This window comes from Alcaligenes sp. 1735tsa3 (assembly GCF_024134565.1).
In the GTDB taxonomy this organism is placed as follows: Bacteria; Pseudomonadota; Gammaproteobacteria; order Burkholderiales; family Burkholderiaceae_B; genus Alcaligenes; species Alcaligenes phenolicus.
In genome coordinates, this window is the sequence record NZ_CP099862.1 from 1,385,476 (window position 1) to 1,405,298 (window position 19,823).

Below are 19,823 nucleotides of genomic sequence, written 5' to 3' on the forward strand. Positions count from 1 at the left end.
GGCGTTCTGCTAGGCCCCAGGGGGCTGATCGCGCATTCGACACACTGCGTTCTTCCTGTACAGCACCATTAACGGATGGGGCAAAAAACTCTTTAGGGGCCTGTTGAGAAAATTTTCTCCACTTTGTCTTGAAGCCTTGAATTACGCGGCTTCAAGCATGACGACCCGGTGTGCCCAGCGGCCTGTTTGCTTTCGTTTTCCGACTCTGAATTCTGATTTTTCCATTTCGCTGCCTGGAAATGGAGCAGATAGCTCTGTGCCGCAGCAGACAATCCAGAGGCCTTGTTTGAATTGCGCAGTCAAAAAAAGCAGCGGGGCCATCTATTGACGGCCCCGCATTGTAAAAACTTAAAAAAAACTGGCTTGGGCGGATTCAAATAGCGAACCCGCCCTTGCGCTTACACGGCAATAGGCTTGCCATCCGCACGTTGGATGACGACGGTCGAAGAACGCGGGCGTACCGTGTTCATGCTGACTACCGTGGCGTCATGCGTGTCGTAGGCAGGCCAGTTCACGGGGTGCTGAATGTTCAGGAACAGACTGGTGTGGTCCGGTGTCATGGAAAAGCCCGTAATTTCGGCTTCGTTCGGGCCTACAAAGAAGCGACGCAGATCGGACTGGTTGCTGGCGTTGATGGCCGGGCCGGTGCCCGAGCTGTCCGCCAAGGCACCTGGAATCACGGCCAGCATCTGGTCGTTGGTGGCACGCGCAACATTGTTCTTGCGTCCGCCGTCGATGCCGTTGTCGGTCTGAATCCACAGAATGCCGCGGCTGTCGAAGCCCAGGCCGTCGGGGCTGGCCAACTGGTTCAGGTCGGTCAGGCCGGAGCGGTTGGTATCTGCGTCCGCACCCGAGTCCGAGCCGAATACGAAGATATCCCACTTGAACTTGTTCGAACCGGGTTCGTCGTGCCAGCGGATGATGTGACCGTTGACGTTGTTCAGGCGCGGGTTCGCGGGGTTGGTGCCAGTGGACGCGTTGCGGCTGGTGTTATTGGTCAGCGTCAGGTAGATGTCGCCATTGCTGGGGTGGGTGGCCGTCCACTCGGGGCGATCCATCGGGGTGGCACCGACAAAGTCAGCGGCGCCACGGGTATTGATCAGGATTTCTTCCAAAGTTTTGAATTTGTCAGCCAAGGTGCCGCCATCCTTGCCTTTGGTAGAGCCCGTCAGTGCCAGCCATTCGCCCGAACCGTCTTCGTTGAAGCGGGCGACATACAAGGTGCCCTTGTCCAGATACTTGGCGCCCACGGCCAGGCGATCCGTGCGTTGGGCGTCTTTAGGGTCCCAGTTGGCTTCGGACACGAAGCGGTACACGTATTCAAAGCGCGAATCGTCGCCACTATAGAAAGCCAGGGGTTTGCCGGCTTCGGGCTTGCTGTAGGCACAGCCTTCGTGAGCGAAGCGACCCATGGACGTGCGCTTGGTGGCAATGCTGCTGGGGTCGTAAGGGTCGATCTCGACCAGGTAACCAAAACCGTTGACTTCGTTGCGCCAGTCCTCGGTGGCACTGGCGCCTGTTTCGGTCACGTTAAAGCGGGCGAATTCGCCCAGAACTTCCGAAGGATCCTTGGCAGCCGTTTCCCACTGGTAGCGGCCAACGGGGCCAGCCGATACGCCCACGCGCTGCTGGTGAGGCGGGCGGATACCGGTGTTGACAAAGCAGGCTGCCCAGTTCTCTTCAGCGGTGATGTAGGTGCCCCAGGGCGTGGTGCCGTTACCGCAGTTATTGTTGGTGCCGCGCACTTGCGTGCCGTTGGGCGAGAAGGGGGTCTTGACCCAGTCCGTGCCACCCACAGGGCCTGCCAGTTTCATGGCCGTGGCCGAGGTGAAGCGGCGGTTGTAGCGCGAGTTCTGAACGATGTCCCAGCGGCCATTGGTGCGACGAATATGGATGATGGCCACGCCGTGGGCGTTGATTTCCTTGCGTACTTCTTCTGCCGGGCGCTTGCCATTGACCAGGGTCGGCCCATTGGGGTGCAGGGCTTTTTCATCAATGTATTCGTGGTTGACGGCCAGCAAGCCCTCGGTAGAGCTTCCTTCCAGAGGGAAGAAGTGCATGCCGTCATGGTGCATGCCCATGGAGTTGAGCAAGTCGTTGGAGCTGTTATTGCCGTTCTTGTCCCAGGGCAGGGCATTGTCATTGATTGGCGTACCCCACGGGGCCAGTACATGGGCGATGTAGCCGGGAGGTACGACACAGCCGTCGGTCATGGAGGTGGGCAGGGATTCAAAACCCAGTTTGACGCTTGCTGGTGGTTCCGGATCAGGGCCGGGACCGGGGTTCGGGTTCTCGCCGCCGTTATCAGTGGAATTGCCTCCTGTGCTGCTGCTATCGCAACCAGCCAGACCAAAGCTGCTCATGGTGGCCAAGGCGGCTGCCAGGCCACCGCGCATCACGGCGCGGCGAGTCATGCTTCGTTCCAGGATTTCGCTAAAAGGGGTGTTCTGACTAACGTTACGAACAGTCTTGTCGGAGATATGTTTGCTCATAGTGATAAATAGCGCCAAGGCTGAGTTGTGGGGGTAGCGCTCATGCTAGTGGCCCAAGGTGAAAGGACTATGACAACAAGCTGAATAACCGGGATGGTGATTTTTTGGCGGCTTACCCGTATCTGGTGAGGCTCGTTGGCAAGCGGGCAGGGTCAGGCGTCGTTTTCGCGATGCAGGTTTGGACGCCGGATCAGGCCGGAATTGGACTTTTGTTTTAATTAAAAAAATCAGTGCCTTGGCTATTTGGCCAATAACAATTTTGTTTTATGTACAGAGTCGTACATTTTTTATGTTTGTTTGCCGTAACCCTGTTTGCTTATTTCCCTATCTATTTAGAACACAAGGACTAAAGCGACCTTGAGTTCTTTTTGGTGTTCAGCAATCTTTAAGGTTCAAAGCTTGTTTTTTCCCTTGTGTACGCCCTATGAATGGGCATTTCCCACAGGCTTTGATACTTCCTATTTGTTGTACTATGTTTCTTTTTTTTCTTCGGGAACTCAATGAAGCAAGGGGTTTTACTGCGCAGTGGCCGTGCCGATGCTTTCATGGCTTTAGGTGAGGGCGGCCGACCGGTATTTCGCTCCGCTTTACAGTTGCGAGAAGCCTTGCGCCGTCGGGCAGGCAACTTCGCCGACCATCTGGCAATTCCGCAAAGCAATGAAACGGGTTCCACGCTGGACTGGTACAGCCCGGTCTCCGGCCAGGTCGTGCCCTGGACTGCAGCCACCGAGCAAGAACGCGAAGAAGGCTTGAAGCAATTAAGTGCTTTTCAGGCCCGGCTGAACGAAATGGCCCCAACGATGGATGCCCAAGAGCAAGAGGCTCTGGGCGACAAGGCTCTGTTTTCCAGCTTGCTGCGCCGCGTGCTTTATTTCCCGGACGACAACTTTGTTTATCTGGTCAACGGCAAGCCCGTGTTGACCTTCTGGGGATTTCTGCACCATGGTGCGGATCAGAACCAGGACCCCTTATTGCCGTTGAGGCCCACGCCTAAGCCCGCAGCCGTGGTGGCCCCGCCGGTAGTGCCGCCTGTCGAGCCTGTGGTAGCCCCTGTTGTGGCCCCGGTGGCCGCCAGTTGGTGGTCCCGTTGGTGGTGGCGTTTGCTGGCTTTGCTCTTGTTGCTGGCCTTGCTCTTGTTTGGTTTGCGCTGGTGCACCACGCCGGTCGTGCCTGACACACCGTTGGGTTCTTTCACCTCCAGCGTAGGCAGCTATTTACCCGAGAAAGTCCGTAATTGGCTGGGCTGGTCCTTGCCCAAGCTGGATGCGGGTGCCTTGCTGCCCAATGGCCGTGTTGATGCAACAGGAGTTCTTCCCACGGGGACTGTTCCCGTGGTTCCTGGCGCTACGGGTGCTGGCACCGCTCCCGGTGTTGACGCTCCTGGTGCCGTTGCTCCGGGGACGGATGCCCCTGCCGCACCGGATGCGGGACAGGCTTCTGACACCCCACCGCCCGCACCACCCGCCGACCCGACAGCAAACCCGGACGCCAATCCTCCGCCGCCCGAGTTGCCACAAGACCCGGCAAACCCGCCCGCTGATCCCGCTGCTCCTCCAACACCCGATACCAACCCGACTGCTCCGTCTACGCCTGCTGCAGTCCCGCCCGGTTCCTTGGTGGTGCCGCCCGATGCCTTGCAGTCTGGCAAGATGGATTTCCTGAATGGTCAGTGGGCTGCCCGCATGGGTGTGCAAGACAGTCAGACCGGCAAACCCGTGCAACTGCAATATCAGTTGAAAGACGGTGCAGGCAATGTGCAGATCAAGCGGGGTGATGGCGTTCAGTGTGAAGCCCCCGTGTCTGCTTCGTCGGAGCAGGGCCGCCTGATTTTGAATGCCAATTCCGCCGCAAAGTGCACGGACAATGCCGCTTACGATATGCCCAAGATTGTGTGCGACCCCGGTGCGGCAGGTGCTGCCGCCCAATGCGCGGGCATGTACGGCTCCAATGCCTTTCCTTTGATCTTGCAGCAATCCGAATGATGAGTGCTTGAATCTTATGTTGCCTGAATTACTCAAACACGATGGCTTGGTTACCTTGATTGAAAATACCGGAGTCCAGTTCATGGACTTCGGTTTTGACATCAATGCTCCCACTGTGGGCAGCAAGAAGCTGGGCACCTTGAACCATTCTTTCTTCAGCACGAACGGCCAGAACTGGCGCTTTCTGTTTGAAGGCTTGCAGTTTGGTCAGGAGCAAACCCTGTTCCATCAGCCCGAAGGCGAGGTTGGGGTGTACCAGGGCGGTGGCCGCAATGATCAGGAATGCGATGTCTCCCTGAGCCGTACTCTGGACCTGTTCGATGGCCTGTGGCTGCCTGTGCCCTATGTGCGCTTTGTGGCGCCGCATCGCTTTGACCATGGCCCGGCCAGTTGGAGCCGCCTGCGCGTGGTGCGCCTGGAAACGCCTGATCGCGACGGCAATACGCACCGTATTACGCTTGCCTGCGATACCAGTGTGGTGGACCTGACCGAGGGCGCGGCTTACCTGGCCCCCTTGCGTGAAGATATCAATGCCGGGGCCTTGTTCCGCATTGCCTGCGACAGCGCGCATATGGACTGGTTCCTGAACCGTGACTGGGTGCAGGAATGGTTGCTGGAAGTCTATAAAGACAACGTCAATAAAACGCGCAACATCGATTTTGGTGAAGATGTCAGCGCCTTGCACTCGGCACAGCTGCATTTCCTGAATTTGCTCAGCCTGTTCGCCCCACCGCATGAGTGCGTGGATGGCCGCTCCGAAGCCTGGGTGCGTCTGCCGGACATCAAGGTGTTGGCTGCCAACTGGCAAAGTGAGCAGGTCATTCCTGTGGATCTGGTGTTGGACGTGGGGAATTCGCGCACTTGCGGGATTCTGATTGAAAACCACGGTCAGGACGATTCCGGCTTGCGGCAGAACTATGTGCTGCAACTGCGGGACTTGTCTCATCCGCATCAGGTGTACAGCAAGCCTTTTGAAAGTCGCGTGGAGTTTGCGCAGACGGATTTTGGCAAGAACCACTTGTCCCTGAAAAGCGGACGTCCCACCGCCTTTTCCTGGCCCACTTTGGTGCGTGTCGGGGATGAGGCCGCACGTCTGGCTGCCCGCCGTCGCGGCACCGAGGGCACGACCGGGCTGTCCAGCCCCAAGCGTTACTTGTGGGACGAAAACGAATACAAGCACGGCTGGCGGTTCAGCCAGCAGTACGACCGCTCCGATGCAGAACCGCGTGCCCTGGCGGCACCGTTCTCCCTGCATATCGACGAGCGTGGCGAAGCCCTGTACACCCTGGACGAAGACGATCGTCTGCCGGTGTTCGAGCCTTTCTATTCACGCAGTTCGGTCATGACCTTCATGCTGACCGAGGTGCTGGCTCAGGCGCTGCTGCAAATCAACAGCCCGGCCCAGCGAGTACGCCAAGGTCACTCCAACAAACCACGTCGCTTGAGCAATATCGTTCTGACCGTACCGCCCGGCATGCCGCTGGTAGAGCGCAGCCTGCTGGCCGAGCGTTTGCGTCAGGCCATTGGTTTGCTGTGGACCAGCATGGACTGGTATCAAGGCGAAGAAGACCCTTATGGTCTGGAGCCTTCCGAGTCGGGCCGCATGCCGGAGAACCTGCTTGTGCCTCTGCCCGAGTTCCGGGTGGAGTGGGACGAAGCCACCAGCTCTCAACTGGTCTACCTGTTTACCGAAATTACCCAGAACTTTGCAGGCCATGCTGACGAGTTCTTTGACGCGGTTGCCGCTCCCTACAAGGAAGATCGGGAAACCCTGACGCTGGGCATTATTGATATTGGTGGCGGTACCACCGATATCGTGATCAGCGACTACACCTTGCGTCGCCCGGCAGGGGCAGGCGGTGGCAGCAATCTGACCATCTCGCCCAAGCAGCGTTTCCGCGACAGTTTCCGCGTGGCTGGGGATGACATCTTGCTGGACGTCATTCAGCGTTATGTGCTGCCTGCTTTTGAAGACGCCTTGAGCCATGCGGGTGTGGAAGACACGGATGTGTTCTTGTCGCGACTGTGTGGCAATGAAAAGGCCGATGCTGATAAAGCCGTTTTGCGTCAGCAACTGGCCCTGCAGGTTTTTGTACCACTGGGCCTGGAGTTCCTGAAACGCTACGAAGCCTACGATCCGCATGAAGACCCGCGCGCCGTCCAGTCCTTGCCGTGGGGCGAACTGCTGGAGTTCGAGCACTTGCAGGGCGATCAGGCCAATGCACCGCTGTCCCATGCCTCGGCAGGTTCGGCGGATGCTTTGCCACGAGTCTCCAGCAAGGTCGTTCAGTACGTTCTGGACGAGCTGCACAAACATGCCGGTCAACGCGTCGACCTGGAGTTGGCCAAGGTTGAACAGCCTTTTGATCTGGCTCATTTGCATCAAGGTCTGGTCAGCGGTTCCTTGAATATCAACGACCCCTTGCGCGCCTTCAGTGAGGTGCTGAACTACTACGATTGCGACATTGTGCTGATGGCCGGACGTCCTTCGCGTCTGCCGGGTGTCCAGGCCTATATGCGCTCGCAAATGCCGGTATCGCCAGCGCGTCTGCTGCCTTTGCACAATTACCGCACGGGTAGCTGGTATCCCTTCCATACCAATGGTCGGATCGACGATCCCAAGAGCACGGCCTCGGTAGGCGCCATGTTGTGCCTGCTTTGCTACAACATGAATATTGACCAGTTCAATTTCAAAGTATCGAATCTGCGCCCGCGTTCTACCCTGCGCCACATCGGGATTATTGACTCCAACAATCAGATCAAGGATCAGGACATCGTCTACAAGGACGTGCTCCAGATGGACCCCGATACCCGCGAGGAAATGGTGACGCTGGAGAGCGTCAGCAGCGAAGACTCGGACGGTTATCACCTCTTGATGCAGGGCAGTTACCTGCGCCTGGGTTACCGACAGCTGGATGTGGAGCGCTGGCCCGCTTCGCCCTTGTACTACCTGCACTTGAACGAAAAGGTGCGTCGTCAGATGGCCGATGCGCCCGACGACGATGGCCAACTGCCATCCATGGAAGTGACCTTGATGGTGGATAAGGCTTCCCAAGGTGGGCAAGGCCGCCGTTTGATCAGCGATCGTCTGAAGATCAAGAACTCGGCACCCCGAGACTTCAAATTGAGTGGCGTGTCCAAAGGGGCCGTCCGTATCCAGCTCAACACCATGCTGGAAGCAGGCCTGGGTGATTCTCCATATTGGCTCGATAGCGGGAGCGTAGTGCTCAAATGATGGACATGACGACCTTACAGCAGGATTTGTGCCAGGACTGGCAGAACGTATATCAAGGTGCCGGAGAGGCGATTGACTGGGTGATGCAGGCGCGCGCTTCGTCGCAACGCCTGAACGCACAGGCCGATAGCCTGGTGCTGGAACTGCGCCGTGCCCGCAATACCGCCCGCAGTCTGGGTGTGGTCTCGGGCCGCCCCATGACGATTGGTTTCTTTGGCCTGTCGCAGGCGGGCAAGTCTTATCTGATTTCCAGCCTTGCTGCGGGTGGCAATGGCCGTCTGGAAACCAATTACGGCGGTGAAACCATCGACTTCCTGCGCCACGTGAACCCGCCAGGGGGCGGTAAGGAGGCTACGGGTCTGGTAACGCGCTTTAGTCGCAATGCCACCGCAGGCCCTGATGCCTATCCCGTCGAACTGCAGATTTTCTCTGAAGTCGATATGGTGAAAATCCTGGTCAACAGTTATTTCAATGACTTTGACAAGGAGCAGATCGGCTACACCTTTGCCGCAGACCGCATCAAGGCCTTGATCGAATCGCTCAAGAGCCGTGCCGGTGCCAATGATGCTGGTTTGAGCGCCGATGACGCCGTGTCCTTGTGGGACTACGTGCGCAGCAGCTTTGGCAATACCACCCGCTTGCTGGACAGCACCTACTGGCCGGAGGTCATCAATCTGGCCCCCGCCTTGCGTCTGGAAGACCGGGCACAGTTGTTTTCCATCTTGTGGGGCGAGCAGGCTGAGCTGAGCGAACTTTATATTGGCCTGGCTAAAGTGCTGCAGGCTTTGGGCCATCCCAGCAAGGTCTACGCACCGCTGACAGCATTGATCCGTCGCGAAGGCGATGGCTTTGTACAGCAAGACAGCATCATGAACGTGGATGTGCTCGAATCGCTGGGCAGCCCCACGGAGAAAAGCCTGAGCGTCTTGCCCGTGCGTGAACAGGATGGCCAGCCCGTCGTTGCCGCCCAAGCGGTGGAAGTGCCTTTGGCTCATCTGGCGGCGTTGACGGTGGAGCTGACTTTCCCCCTGATTGGTGAAACCCAAGGCGGCGGCGTGGACAAGGTCGATCTGCTGGATTTCCCCGGTTACCGTGGTCGCCTGAATATTCGCTCCGTGCAGGACGCCGGTGCGGCGTCGGAAAGCAGTGGCGGCAACCCCGCCTCGCAACTGATTCTGCGTGGCAAGGTGGCTTATCTGTTTGAGCGCTATACCGATCAGCAGGAAATGAACGGCCTGGTCATGTGTACCGCTTCGGACAAGCAAAGCGATGTGAAAGATGTAGAGCCCGTGCTGACACGCTGGGTCCATCGCACTCAGGGTGCCACGCCGCAGGAACGCCAGAACCGTAAAGTGGGTCTGATGTGGGCCATCACCATGTTCGACAAGCGTATCGGTGCCTCCCTGATTCAGGACGACGCCCAGGTACGTGACAGCTGGGACGGTCTGATGAAGATGAGCTTCAAAGAGCGTTTCGGCCACTGCGAATGGTTGCAGCAATGGCGTCCGGATCAGCCCTTCTCCAACACCTTCCTGGTGCGCAAGCCCGGCATGCCCACACCCTTTATTGATCTGGACACCGAAAGCCGGGAGCTATCCATTACGGCATCCGTGGCCGACAAAATGGATCGCATGCGTGGCAGCTTTATTGAAAATCCGCTACTGGCGCAGCAATTAAGCGATCCGGCCGAAGCTTGGGATGCCATGCTGGCCTTGAATGATGGCGGCATGCAGCGTTTGCGTGCGTATGTGGCTCAAATCGGTGGTCTGGACTTCAAGCTGATGCGCTTGCAGGAACAGTTCCGAAGTTTGCATGACAGCCTGGTCAAGAAGTCCCTGCATTCCTGGTATAGCCAGGACGGCGATCAGCAATCGGTGGTCAAGGAAGCCCTGGCCAAACAGTTCCGGGAGGAGCTGCCTGCTTACCGCGCCATTGTGGGCGAGCTGCTGGCTGCGCTGCACCTGCCGCAAGATACCTTGCGGGATCTGTTCCTGAGCCTGGGTTCCAGCAAGTCCGAGCCGGACGAGCCGGGCGTTCTGACCCAGGAGCAGCCCTTCGAGCAGCAGTACGCCGATCTGGTGTACCGCAGCTGGGTCAGCCAACTGCGCGAGTTGCCTGCCAGTCGTACCAATCAAAACGTGTTGCGCATGCCGGTGGACTTGCTCTCCAGCCTGGTTGAAGAGCTGATTGTGGCCTCGGACCGTTGGGCCTTGCGCGACAAATTGCTGGCTGTGCTGACCAAGCGCCGTCAAAGCGGTGTGCGTCGTGAGCGTCTGGCTGATCGCCAGGTTTGCAATGTGGCCATGACGATCAGCGAGTTTGTGACCTGGTTCTACCTGAAAGGCGGCAGCGACGACTTCTTCAAGAGTCCCAAAGCCTTTGCCCAGGATGGCATGCCGGTCCTGCCGGCAGAGCCCCAGGATCACGGCGCAATTTTCTTTGAACAATGGTTGGCCGCTTTGGCCCATACCACTTTGCATAACGCCGGTTATGAAGGTGGCCGCGAACTGAGTCTGGAACAGAATCAGGCTTTGGGACGCATTCTGGAACGATTTACCGATAAGAGCGTGGCATGAAATTAAGATTTAGTTTGCAGGCTTTGGAGCCCGCGGTCCCTGGCCGCGCTCGTCTGTATGTGCGGGATCTGGATGAAGAGCTGGACCTGGGCGAATACTCGATCGCCATTCAGCGCAGTCAGAACAGCTATTACTTGCACTCGGCCCAAAGCTGGGATGCGTCCTTGCGCTGGTTGCCGCAACAAGGCTGGACCGAGCATGAAGAAGGAATTGCCGTTCTGCTGAACGCTGACATTGTGGATTCGCTGCTGGCCAATGCCAGTGATGCGTATCAAATCACTCTGGCCGATAGCACTGGCGAAGAGCTGGGTCGCAGCCCGCTGAAGCTGGACAAGGCGATCTTGCCTTCCACGGCCGGTGGCAATGCCCAGGCCATGGAATTGACCATGCCGGCAGCTGCTGCGCCCGAGCCTCCCGCTCCGGAGCCAGTTGTTGAAACACCGCCCGTGGTTGAGGTGGTGGAACCTGTGCCCGAGCCCGAGCCGGTCAAGGTAGAAGCACCTGCTCCCAAAAAGGAGACGGTTGCTCCTGTCGCGCCTCCCGCCAAAAAAGGTGGCATGGCCAAATGGATCGTCTTGCTTGTTCTTTTGTTGATTCTGGCAGGCGCTGCAGGCTACTGGTTCTACAGCCAATCCGCCAAGGGCGACAGCCCGGCCGTGCCCGATGCTCCAGAGTCCAGGCCTGCAGTGGTGGAAACAGACAATTGCACCATGGACAAGTTGGCAGACCGTCCCGGCCTGCAATTTGTGCAAGAGTGCGTCAAGGAGAGCAAAACCTCCGAGCAATGGCTGGCCGTAATCGAAGAAGCCAAAAAGGCGGAACAGTGTGACGTGGCCCAGCGTTTGTACGTGAACAAGGCACAGTCCGGTGATGTGAAAATTGCCATGGCTTACGCCCGTGAGTACGACCCCAAAGATCACCAGGCCAACACCTGCTTTAGCAAGCCCAATCCTGCTACCGCTGCATATTGGTATGAAACCGTCTTGCTGTCCGAGCCTGATAACGCGCAAGCCAAGGCCCGCTTCCAGGAGTTGAGTCAATGATGATGCGTCCCCTTGTTCGATTCAGTTTGCTTGGTGCTCTCCTGTTGGGCGCAAGCCAGGCACAGGCCGCGGCTCCCTTGCTGCAAGAGGGCAAGAAGACGCTGTATCAACGTGTTCTGACCACACCTTCCTGCCGCCTGTTCTCTTCGGAAACGGATCAGCAGGGCAAGCCGGTTCCTGCGTTCAGCCGCTTTTACATTTATCAGCGTACCGAGCAGGGCGGGGCAGAGCGCGTGCAAGTTGGCCCGGATAGCCAGGGAAAGACCGTAGGTTGGCTGGACAAGGCCTGCACGGTGGACTGGAAAATGCAGTTGACCCTGGCCTTCACCAATCCGGCCAACCGCGATCGCATGCTGTTTTTCAAGGATCGCGCCTTGCTGGAAAAAGTGCTGGACACGCCAGACCCGGCCACTTTGGTGGCCCCTATGCGCCAGGCTTTGCGTAAGGACTCGCAAACAGAGGGCGTATTGGCGCAAGAGCCCGAGTACTTTGTGGATGTGCAGGAACAGTTCTACCTCTTGCCCGTTTTGAGTGGCGAAGAGGTCATGACTGAAAACGGCTTCCGTACTCGTTTGCTGAATGTGGCGTCTGTCACCAAGCACACCGCAGATCAGAAAGAGCCGGAAGCCGCTAAACAAGAATCTGAGCAAACCCAGGATCAGGACGCCGCCCAACGCACGTCCCAGATCAAGGGCTTTAGTGCGGCCGTGGTCTTTGTAATTGACTCCACCATTTCCATGGACCCCTACATTGATCGCACCCGCGAGGCCGTGCGCAAGGTCTATAGCAAGGTGGAAGAGCAGGGCTTGTCCGATCAGGTCAAGTTTGGTCTGATCGCGTTTCGCTCCAATATGGAAGCCGCGCCAGGGATCGAGTATTTGACGCATGTGTATGCGGACCCCAATACCGTAACCAGTAGCGAGGACTTCTTGTCCAAAGTGTCGGACTTGAAGCAGGCCAAGGTATCCACCGTTGCTTATGACGAAGATGCCTACGCGGGCGTGCTGGAAGCGCTGGACAAGGTGAACTGGAACAATTTCGGCGCACGTTATGTGGTGCTGATTACCGATGCCGGGGCGCTGGAAGGCAATAACAAGTACTCTTCGACCGGACTGGACGCACCGCAACTGCGTATTGAAGCGGCCAAGCCCGGTGTGGCGATTTACACCCTGCATTTGAAGACACCATCGGGCAAGAACAACCATGCCAAGGCCGAAGACCAGTACCGAGAGCTGTCCACTTACGGTGGCACACAGACCTCGCTGTACTACCCGGTTAATGCCGGTGACGTGAACCAGTTCGGCAAGATGGTCGATAATCTGGCGACCGCGCTGACCGAGCAGGTCAAAGTGGCTTACCAGGGAGGGGATGCGATTGGCAGTGCGGCGCGTGCCCAGGAGACCGGCGACTCCACCACCGACCAGATGCTGACCGACGCCGAGCTGATCGGCCATGCCATGCGCCTGGCGTATTTGGGCAAAACCACGGGCACCACCGCGCCTGAAGTATTCCATGCCTGGATCAGCGACCGGGACCTGGTGCGCCAGAACATCCCGACAACCGACGTCCGTGTCTTGTTGACCAAAGCCCAACTAAGTGACTTGAGCGATGTGGTCAAACAGATTCTGGATGCGGCTAATGAAGGCATGATCTCGCCCACTGATATGTTCAACCGCCTACGTTCCGTAGCAGCGGCGATGGGGGCGGACCCCAGCACCCTGAAACAGGAAAAGGGCACCAAGCTGGCCGAACTGGGCCTGATGAGCGAGTACCTGGAAGATCTGCCTTACCAAAGCGCGGTGCTGACTTTGGATGAAGATACCTGGACCAGTTGGGATGCCTTGAGCCAGGAGAAATTCATTCGCGATCTGAGCACCAAGCTGCGCCACTACGAGCGCTATAACGCCGATGCGGATCGCTGGGTGTCCTTGGCTGAAGGCGCGGATGCACGTGATGACGTTTATCCCGTGCCTTTGGAGATGATGCCCTGACATGCTCCGCATTCAGCAGCTAGAGGTCTCCCGGGGGCAAGGCTCCCACGCTTTTCGTGTGCAACTGCCCGAGCTTGCTCTGGACGCAGGGCAGATTGTGGCCGTAACCGGCGTCAGCGGTTGCGGCAAAAGCACCTTGCTGGAAACCCTGGGGCTGCTCCTGCGGCCCGCTCAGGCCCAGGTTTTCACCTTGGGTCAAGAGGCCAGGGATATCAAGGCCTTGTATGCCAGCGGGCGCGAGTCTGAATTGGCCCAATGGCGGGCCAGAAACCTGGGCTTCGTGCTGCAAAACGGTGGTCTGCTGCCGTATCTTTCGGTTTGGGAAAACATGGTTTTGCCGCGCCGCTTGCTGGGCTTGCCGATCAAGGCGGACCATCTGGATGCGGCCATTGCTACCCTGAAACTGGAGCGGCTACTGAATCTGTACCCTTCAGCCTTGTCGATTGGGGAACGACAGCGGGTGGCCTTTTCTCGCGCTATTGCACATGCTCCCGGTCTGGTGCTGGCCGATGAACCTACTGCCGCTCTGGACCCTGAAACGGCTCACAATGTGTTCCAGCTGTTTTTCAGTCTGGCCAAGGAGCTGAACTTGGCGGTCTTGTTGGTCTCGCACGATTGGGACAGTTTGAGCCAGTTCGCTATTCCGCGTTTGCAAGCCAAGCTGGAACCGGGCTTGAGCATTTTTGTTCCCGAGGTTGCCGCCCCATGTTTGTAAACGTCTTTCGTCTGGCCTGGGCCGACTTGCGTTTTGACTGGCGCATCTCGTTTTGCATGGTTGCAGCCATGGTGGCCGTAGTGGCCCCTTTGCTGCTGCTTTTTGGCCTGAAGCACGGTGTGGTCACCCAGTTGCAGCAGGAGTTGCTGCAAGATCCGCGCAATTTGGAAGTGAAGATGTTGAGTAGCGGCAGCTTTGACCAAGCCTGGCTGAACACGCTGCGTGAAATGCCCGGCGTGGGCTATGCCATTGGCATGACGCGCTCCTTGAATACCCAGGCAGATCTGCGCCTGGACCGACGCCGCTTTCTGGAAAATGTAGAAGTACTGGCCAGCGCGCAGGGCGATCCCTTGTTGCAAACTCAGGCCCGTAACTTGTCTCCCAATGAAATCATCCTGACTCAGGAAGCCGCCCGTCGCTTGAATTGGACAGCGGGCGAGTCCGTACATTTGCGCCTGAGCCGCCGTCTGGATGGACAATTGGAGCAGGGCAATAAAGCCATGACCGTGGTGGATGTGCTGGCGGAACACCGCTATTCGCGTCCCGCCGTGTTCGTGGCCCCTGAAACCTTGCTGGCCCTGGAATACGCCCGCGATGGTTTTCAAATCCCCGACTTTTCCCTGCTGACTGGCAAGCCTTTGGCTGCCGATATGCCCGTGCTTTACGCCCGCGCCCGTGTCTATGCCAGCACGATTGATCAGGTTGGCGAGGTGGCAAAAGGACTGGAGCAGCAAGGTATTCCGGTCGCCAGCCGTTACGCCGATATTGAAAACGTGCGTGCTATCAACCGGGTACTTAGCCTGATTTTTGGTGTGATCGCTCTGACAGCCATTGTGGGCTGCGCCGCCTCCTTGGGTGGGGCCTTTTTGGCGAACGTGGATCGTAAACGTAAAGATCTGGCGGTCCTGCGTTTGCTGGGTATTGATAGCGGTGGCGTCATCCGCTACGTGCTGATTCAGGCCATTTTGCTAAGCCTGATCGCCTATGCCTTGGGACTGGGCCTGTATGGCCTGGGCAGCACCTTATTCAATCAACTACTGGTGGGAGATGGCCTGCAGACGGACTTCGTGTGTCGCATTACCTTGGCCCATGCCCTGTACGCCTTATTGATGGTGGCAGGGTTGGCTTGTGTGGTGGCGGCAATCGGAGCTTGGCGGGCCGTTCGTGTTCAACCTGCGGAGAGTTTGCGTGAAATTTAGACCATTGTTCAGTGCAGCCAGCTTGCTGCTGGGTTTCAGCGCTGTGGCGCAGGCAGCGCCCTGGGACGAGAAGTACTACAACCCCAAGCCAGCCGAAGGTGATGTGGTTCTGCCCATGCCTTGCGAAGGCGCCATGGTGTTTCGTCGTGTGGCCGTGCCCGTGGCCGGTCCTTTGGACGATATGCGAGTGGTGGTGGGGCAGGAAGCCGAGGAGTGGGGCTATATCGAACACAAACGCCCCGAGTTCATTGCAGGCAGCTTTACCGATAGCAAGGCGGGTTCGTCGCGTTACTACCTGATGGCCAAGTACGAACTGAACAAGTTGCAGTACCAGGCCTTGACCGAAGCCACTTGCCCTACGCCCAAAAACAACTTGGTGGTGCCGCAGACCGACATCAGCTGGATGGATGCGGTGCATTTCTCCGATCTGTACAACCAGTGGTTGCGCGAGAACGCCGCCGACAAGCTGCCCAAAGAAGATGGCTTGGCCGGTTTTGTGCGTCTGCCTACCGAAATTGAATGGGAATATGCCGCCCGCGGCGGCTCAGCCCTGTCCTCTGCCGAGTTCCGTGATGTGCGTTACCCCATGCCTGAAGGCATGAATGACTACGAGTGGTATGCCGGTGCCCAGTCCTCCAACGGGGCGGTTCAGTTGATGGGACGGCTCAAGCCCAACCCGCTGGGCCTGCATGACATGCTGGGCAATGTGGACGAGATCATTCTGGAGTCTTTCCGCCTGAACAAGCTGGATCGTCAGCACGGACAGGCCGGTGGCTTTGTGGTGCGTGGCGGCAATTTCCTGTCCAAGCCCGAAGCACTGCGTTCTTCGGCTCGTAAAGAGCTGGCGTACTACGGACCTAAAGGACCAACAAAAGCCAAAACAACCGGCATGCGTCTGGCCCTGGTGTCGATTGCCCTGACTTCGCGCGAGCGTGTGCAGGCGATTGAAAAGAGCTGGCAAGCCCTGGGCACCGAGCAAGGCACGGTGAATCCGAATGAGCCAGCCGAAGAGTCCGCGGTGCAGCGCCTGGGCTCCTTGGCCAGTACGCTGGAAGACGACAAGCTCAAAGCCCAGTTGAAGCAGTTGGAAGGGGATTTGCGAGCGGCCAATCTGCGTCAGGAAGAGATGCGTGACCAAGCCATTCGCGCCAACCTGGAGCTGGGCTCTTTCCTGTGCACCAAGCTGAAGGACGACGTGCTGTTCGTGGAATTGCTGCACCGAAATTACGATGCCTTGTGTGAAGCCGATACAGACGACAAGCAATGTGCGAGCCGCAAGGTGAAGTTGGACGAACAGGAAGATCGTGTCGCCAAATTGGCCCGCTATTATGCGAGCAATTTGATTGACGCCTCGTCCTTGTATGGCCTGAATTTGCTGGAAAAACAGGTGCCGGTAGAGCGCCAGATGATGGAACAAAACAAGAGCCTCAGTGCCCTGAAACCCTACCTGGAAGTGCATTGGAAAAATCAGAAGGACTATCTGAAAACAGATGCCATTGATATCAATGCCTGGAAAAACAGTTGTAAATCCGTGCCCAACTCGTAAATCACGAGTCAATAAAAATAGACGTACTTCAATTGGAAGAGGAAGTTATGCAACACGTGCGCCGTTTTACCCCTAGAACTTTGCTGGGCAGCCTGATGCTGGGCGTGGCCTTGCTTTCGGGTTGTGCCAGTACTGGCAGTAGTTTGCTGGGCGGTACCCAGGCCGATGACCGTCTGACCAGTGGTCAGGATGCGAAATTCTTTAGCCGCTCGGGCTTTCAGGCGTGTGCTGGTGCTGCGGCAGTGGGTGTGCTGGCTTGCATGTTGTCCAACTCCAGCAATAAAGCGGCTTGCGCGATTATTGCCGGTGTGGCCGCTTGCGGTGTTGCCATGGGTACCAACTACTATCTGGACCAGCGCCGTACGGAATACGCCAACACCTCCGATCGTCTGGCCGCCATGCAGCGCGACGTAGAAGCCGATACGGCCAATATCATTGAGCGTACCAATACGGCTCAACAAGTGATTGCTGACGACAAGCGGCAGATTGCTGAAATCGAAAAGCACATGAAAGAAAAAACGATGGAGAAAAAACAGGCCGAGAAGCAGTTGGCCCGTATCGATAAAAATATCGAAGTGCTCAATCGTGATCTGAAAAACATGAACGAAAAGGTCAGCCTGTACCGCGACGTGGCCGATGCTGAACGCAAGGACGGGGGCAAGAAGTCCGAAGTCCAGCGTCTGGATCGTCAAATTGACCAGATGAATGTGAAAGTGGCCGTGCTGCAGAAAGAAGTAGACGACCTGTATTCCATGCGTTCCGCCGTTACTTTGGGTTAAGGATTATGCGAGTATTTCTGCGTTGGACCCCTTTGGCAGCCAGCCTTTTGCTGGCCGGTTGTGCCACCACCATGAGCGAATGCGATCCTTCTGATCAGGACGCCGGCTTTTTTACCAAAATCAGTTGCGACACCTCGGGTGCGTATCGTCAGCATATTGATGCGCGCGAACAAAGCCTGCTGAGCGCGCAGGAAGCCAATGCGTTGTTTCATCAGGTCTACAAGGATATTCAGACACAGCAAAGTCTGAGCAAGGCCAGTCTGGCCCAGCAACGTCAGGCACAGACGGCGTTGAACCGCTCCATGGGGCAACTGGTTCGCAGTTTGCAGGCCAGTAAAGGCAAGGAAGCCGGTTTGCAAAACCAGCTCAAGGACCTGGATAAAGGCCTGAAAGACGTGAACCGTTCTACCGAAGACAATAGTCCGGCCGCGATCGCCCAAAAGCAGCAGCAATTGCAGAAGCTGCAAAAAGACGTCAGCCGCCTGCAGTCCAGTTTGGGATACGACGAGTAAAAGCCTATGCAGCGCGTCATTCTTGATTCGGTTGGACCATCCTCGGCGTATCAGCAGCATCAGCATGCGCTCAATGTACTGAAACGCCAGGACGAACCCTTAACGCATCTGTTTTCCACCTATCAGGCTGATGGTTCCGAGACCACCGCCTGGTGGACGGGCATGCAGGGCCAGGCCGTGCCCAAAAGTAGCTTGTCGGCGGCACAGCAACAGGCTCTGGATGCGCGTTACCAGCAATCGCTGGACCGGATCGAGGTCCTGAGCCGCCAGCTGCAAGAGCAGGGGGCGACGCAGGACGCGCAAGCGCTGCAAGCCTTGCTGAAAGACGTGTCGGCCAAAGGCGCGGTTTACAGCGTAGGCGGCAAGCCTTTGCTGCTCATGAGCGAGAACCCGGCGCTGTCGCCCGAGCCCTTGTTCGAGTCCTATCAGAAGCGGGTGTCACCACCACCGCCTGTGTCTTCTGCGGTGCCTGCGGCAGCAGCCGTGGGGGCAGGGGCTGCGGCGACGACTGTGGCCACCTCCAAAGGTCGTCCGTGGCTGTGGTTCTTGTTGGCTGCTTTGCTGGCTTTGTTGCTGGCGCTGTTCTTGTCCTGGTGGTTCAAGTGGCCCCCAGGTTGGTGGGATAAGGATGTGGTTCCTGTAGAGCCACCCGCTGTGGTCAAGCCTGATCCTGTAGTGGAAGAGCCTGTTGTACCTCCTGCTCCACCGCCAGAAGAGCCGGTGACGCCTGTTCCCGAACCGGAGCCCGAACCAGTCAAAATAGAGCCTGCGCCCGAGCCCGTGGTGGAAGAGCCGCCTGCGCCGCCTCCTGCACCGGAGCCACCGCCCAAGCCCGAGCCACCACCCAAACCTAAGCCTGAACCCAAACCGGGTCCCAAGGTGTCGTCTGATCCTAATTTTGTGTGTGCTCAGGACGAAAAGGGGGAGGTACTCAAGCCCGAGGTCTACATCATTTTTGATTCCTCCATGTCCATGTTGCTAAGCGTCAATGCCAAGATTCAGGACGAGGAGTGGTTCTTCAGCCAGGATCTGGACGATATGGGCTCCTGGAGTGATTACGCTACCCAACGTGCTCGAACCTTGTTTCAGGGCACCTCGCGTATCGATGCGGCACGCAGTGCTTTCTCCAGTATGGTGGACAGTTTGCCGGCCGGGCAGGATCTGCACTTGGTGACCTTTGCGCAGCAGTGTGCAGCACCCAATTACCAGGGCCGCTTTACGACTGCCCAGCGTGGACGCTTGAAGAGTCTGATCCAGAATATCGAGGCCAAGGACAGTACCAACCTGGTGCAGTCTCTGAATCTGGCGGCTAGCCGGGTCGATGGGGTGAACCGGGATGCCTTGATCGTCTTGTTTGTGGATGGCAATGACGGTTGCGATCAGGATATTTGTGCCGTGTCCCGCAGCATTGCGCGTGCCAAGCCACGTTTGCGCATTAACGTGGTGGATATCACCGGGCAAGGTTTGTCGGCTTGCGCGGCAACGGCAACCGGCGGGGTCACGCTGGCTCCCAAGCAGTCTGGTCAGATTGCCAAAGCCCTGCGTGATGCCACAACGGACTTTGTGAAGCGCGCCGAGCAAGCCTGCAAGTAAACACATAGCTTGTTGATGTGCCGTGATCAGCCTGGGTTCGCCCAGGCTGATTCGTTTCTGGACAGGCAGAAAAAGACAGGGTCACAATAAGGGCCTGGTGACTATGTGTGAACTTGCCAAGAGGGCTGAGGTCTGGCTCTGTCTGTGTTGACCGTCAGTG

At 57.5% G+C, this 19,823-nt stretch carries 12 protein-coding genes; 11 read left to right on the top strand and 1 reads right to left on the bottom strand.

Going from position 1 to position 19,823, the window contains the following annotated elements:
• Positions 1–398 precede the first annotated feature (398 nt).
• The gene (locus tag NIZ92_RS06325; RefSeq protein ID WP_254002871.1) at positions 399–2,414 is read right to left on the bottom strand and encodes a PhoX family phosphatase; all 2,016 of its coding nucleotides are present in this window, start codon (positions 2,412–2,414) and stop codon (positions 399–401) included.
• Between the two features lie 578 nt (positions 2,415–2,992).
• Between NIZ92_RS06325 and NIZ92_RS06330 the strand changes: the two genes are divergently transcribed.
• From NIZ92_RS06330 to NIZ92_RS06380, 11 genes are read left to right on the top strand one after another with little or no spacing between them, the layout of a single operon-like run.
• Positions 2,993–4,474 (top strand): SrfA family protein, encoded by a 1,482-nt coding sequence (locus NIZ92_RS06330; protein ID WP_035269119.1) that lies wholly within the window; start codon positions 2,993–2,995, stop codon positions 4,472–4,474.
• 16 nt (positions 4,475–4,490) lie between these two features.
• On the top strand, positions 4,491–7,709 hold the full coding sequence (locus NIZ92_RS06335; RefSeq protein WP_088452403.1) for a virulence factor SrfB: 3,219 nt from the start codon (positions 4,491–4,493) through the stop codon (positions 7,707–7,709).
• Between the two features lie 5 nt (positions 7,710–7,714).
• Positions 7,715–10,285, top strand: a complete 2,571-nt coding sequence (locus tag NIZ92_RS06340; RefSeq protein WP_254002872.1) for a virulence factor SrfC family protein — start codon at positions 7,715–7,717, stop codon at positions 10,283–10,285.
• Positions 10,282–11,328 (top strand): hypothetical protein, encoded by a 1,047-nt coding sequence (locus NIZ92_RS06345; protein WP_239055317.1) that lies wholly within the window; start codon positions 10,282–10,284, stop codon positions 11,326–11,328. The genes NIZ92_RS06340 and NIZ92_RS06345 overlap by 4 nt, the downstream gene beginning before the upstream one ends.
• Entirely contained in the window at positions 11,325–13,319 is a 1,995-nt protein-coding gene (locus NIZ92_RS06350) for a vWA domain-containing protein (RefSeq protein WP_115634962.1), read from the top strand. Before NIZ92_RS06345 ends, NIZ92_RS06350 begins: the two co-directional genes overlap by 4 nt.
• A gap of 1 nt (position 13,320) precedes the next feature.
• Entirely contained in the window at positions 13,321–14,034 is a 714-nt protein-coding gene (locus NIZ92_RS06355; protein ID WP_083053868.1) for an ABC transporter ATP-binding protein, read from the top strand.
• Positions 14,025–15,233, top strand: a complete 1,209-nt coding sequence (locus tag NIZ92_RS06360; RefSeq protein WP_254002873.1) for an ABC transporter permease — start codon at positions 14,025–14,027, stop codon at positions 15,231–15,233. Before NIZ92_RS06355 ends, NIZ92_RS06360 begins: the two co-directional genes overlap by 10 nt.
• Positions 15,223–16,779 (top strand): SUMF1/EgtB/PvdO family nonheme iron enzyme, encoded by a 1,557-nt coding sequence (locus NIZ92_RS06365; RefSeq protein ID WP_254002874.1) that lies wholly within the window; start codon positions 15,223–15,225, stop codon positions 16,777–16,779. Before NIZ92_RS06360 ends, NIZ92_RS06365 begins: the two co-directional genes overlap by 11 nt.
• Positions 16,780–16,826: 47 nt before the next feature.
• Entirely contained in the window at positions 16,827–17,558 is a 732-nt protein-coding gene (locus NIZ92_RS06370; RefSeq protein WP_035269133.1) for a hypothetical protein, read from the top strand.
• A gap of 5 nt (positions 17,559–17,563) precedes the next feature.
• Entirely contained in the window at positions 17,564–18,070 is a 507-nt protein-coding gene (locus NIZ92_RS06375) for a hypothetical protein (protein WP_035269134.1), read from the top strand.
• A 6-nt stretch (positions 18,071–18,076) separates the two neighbouring features.
• Positions 18,077–19,663 (top strand): VWA domain-containing protein, encoded by a 1,587-nt coding sequence (locus NIZ92_RS06380; protein WP_254002875.1) that lies wholly within the window; start codon positions 18,077–18,079, stop codon positions 19,661–19,663.
• The last annotated feature ends 160 nt before the right edge of the window (positions 19,664–19,823 follow it).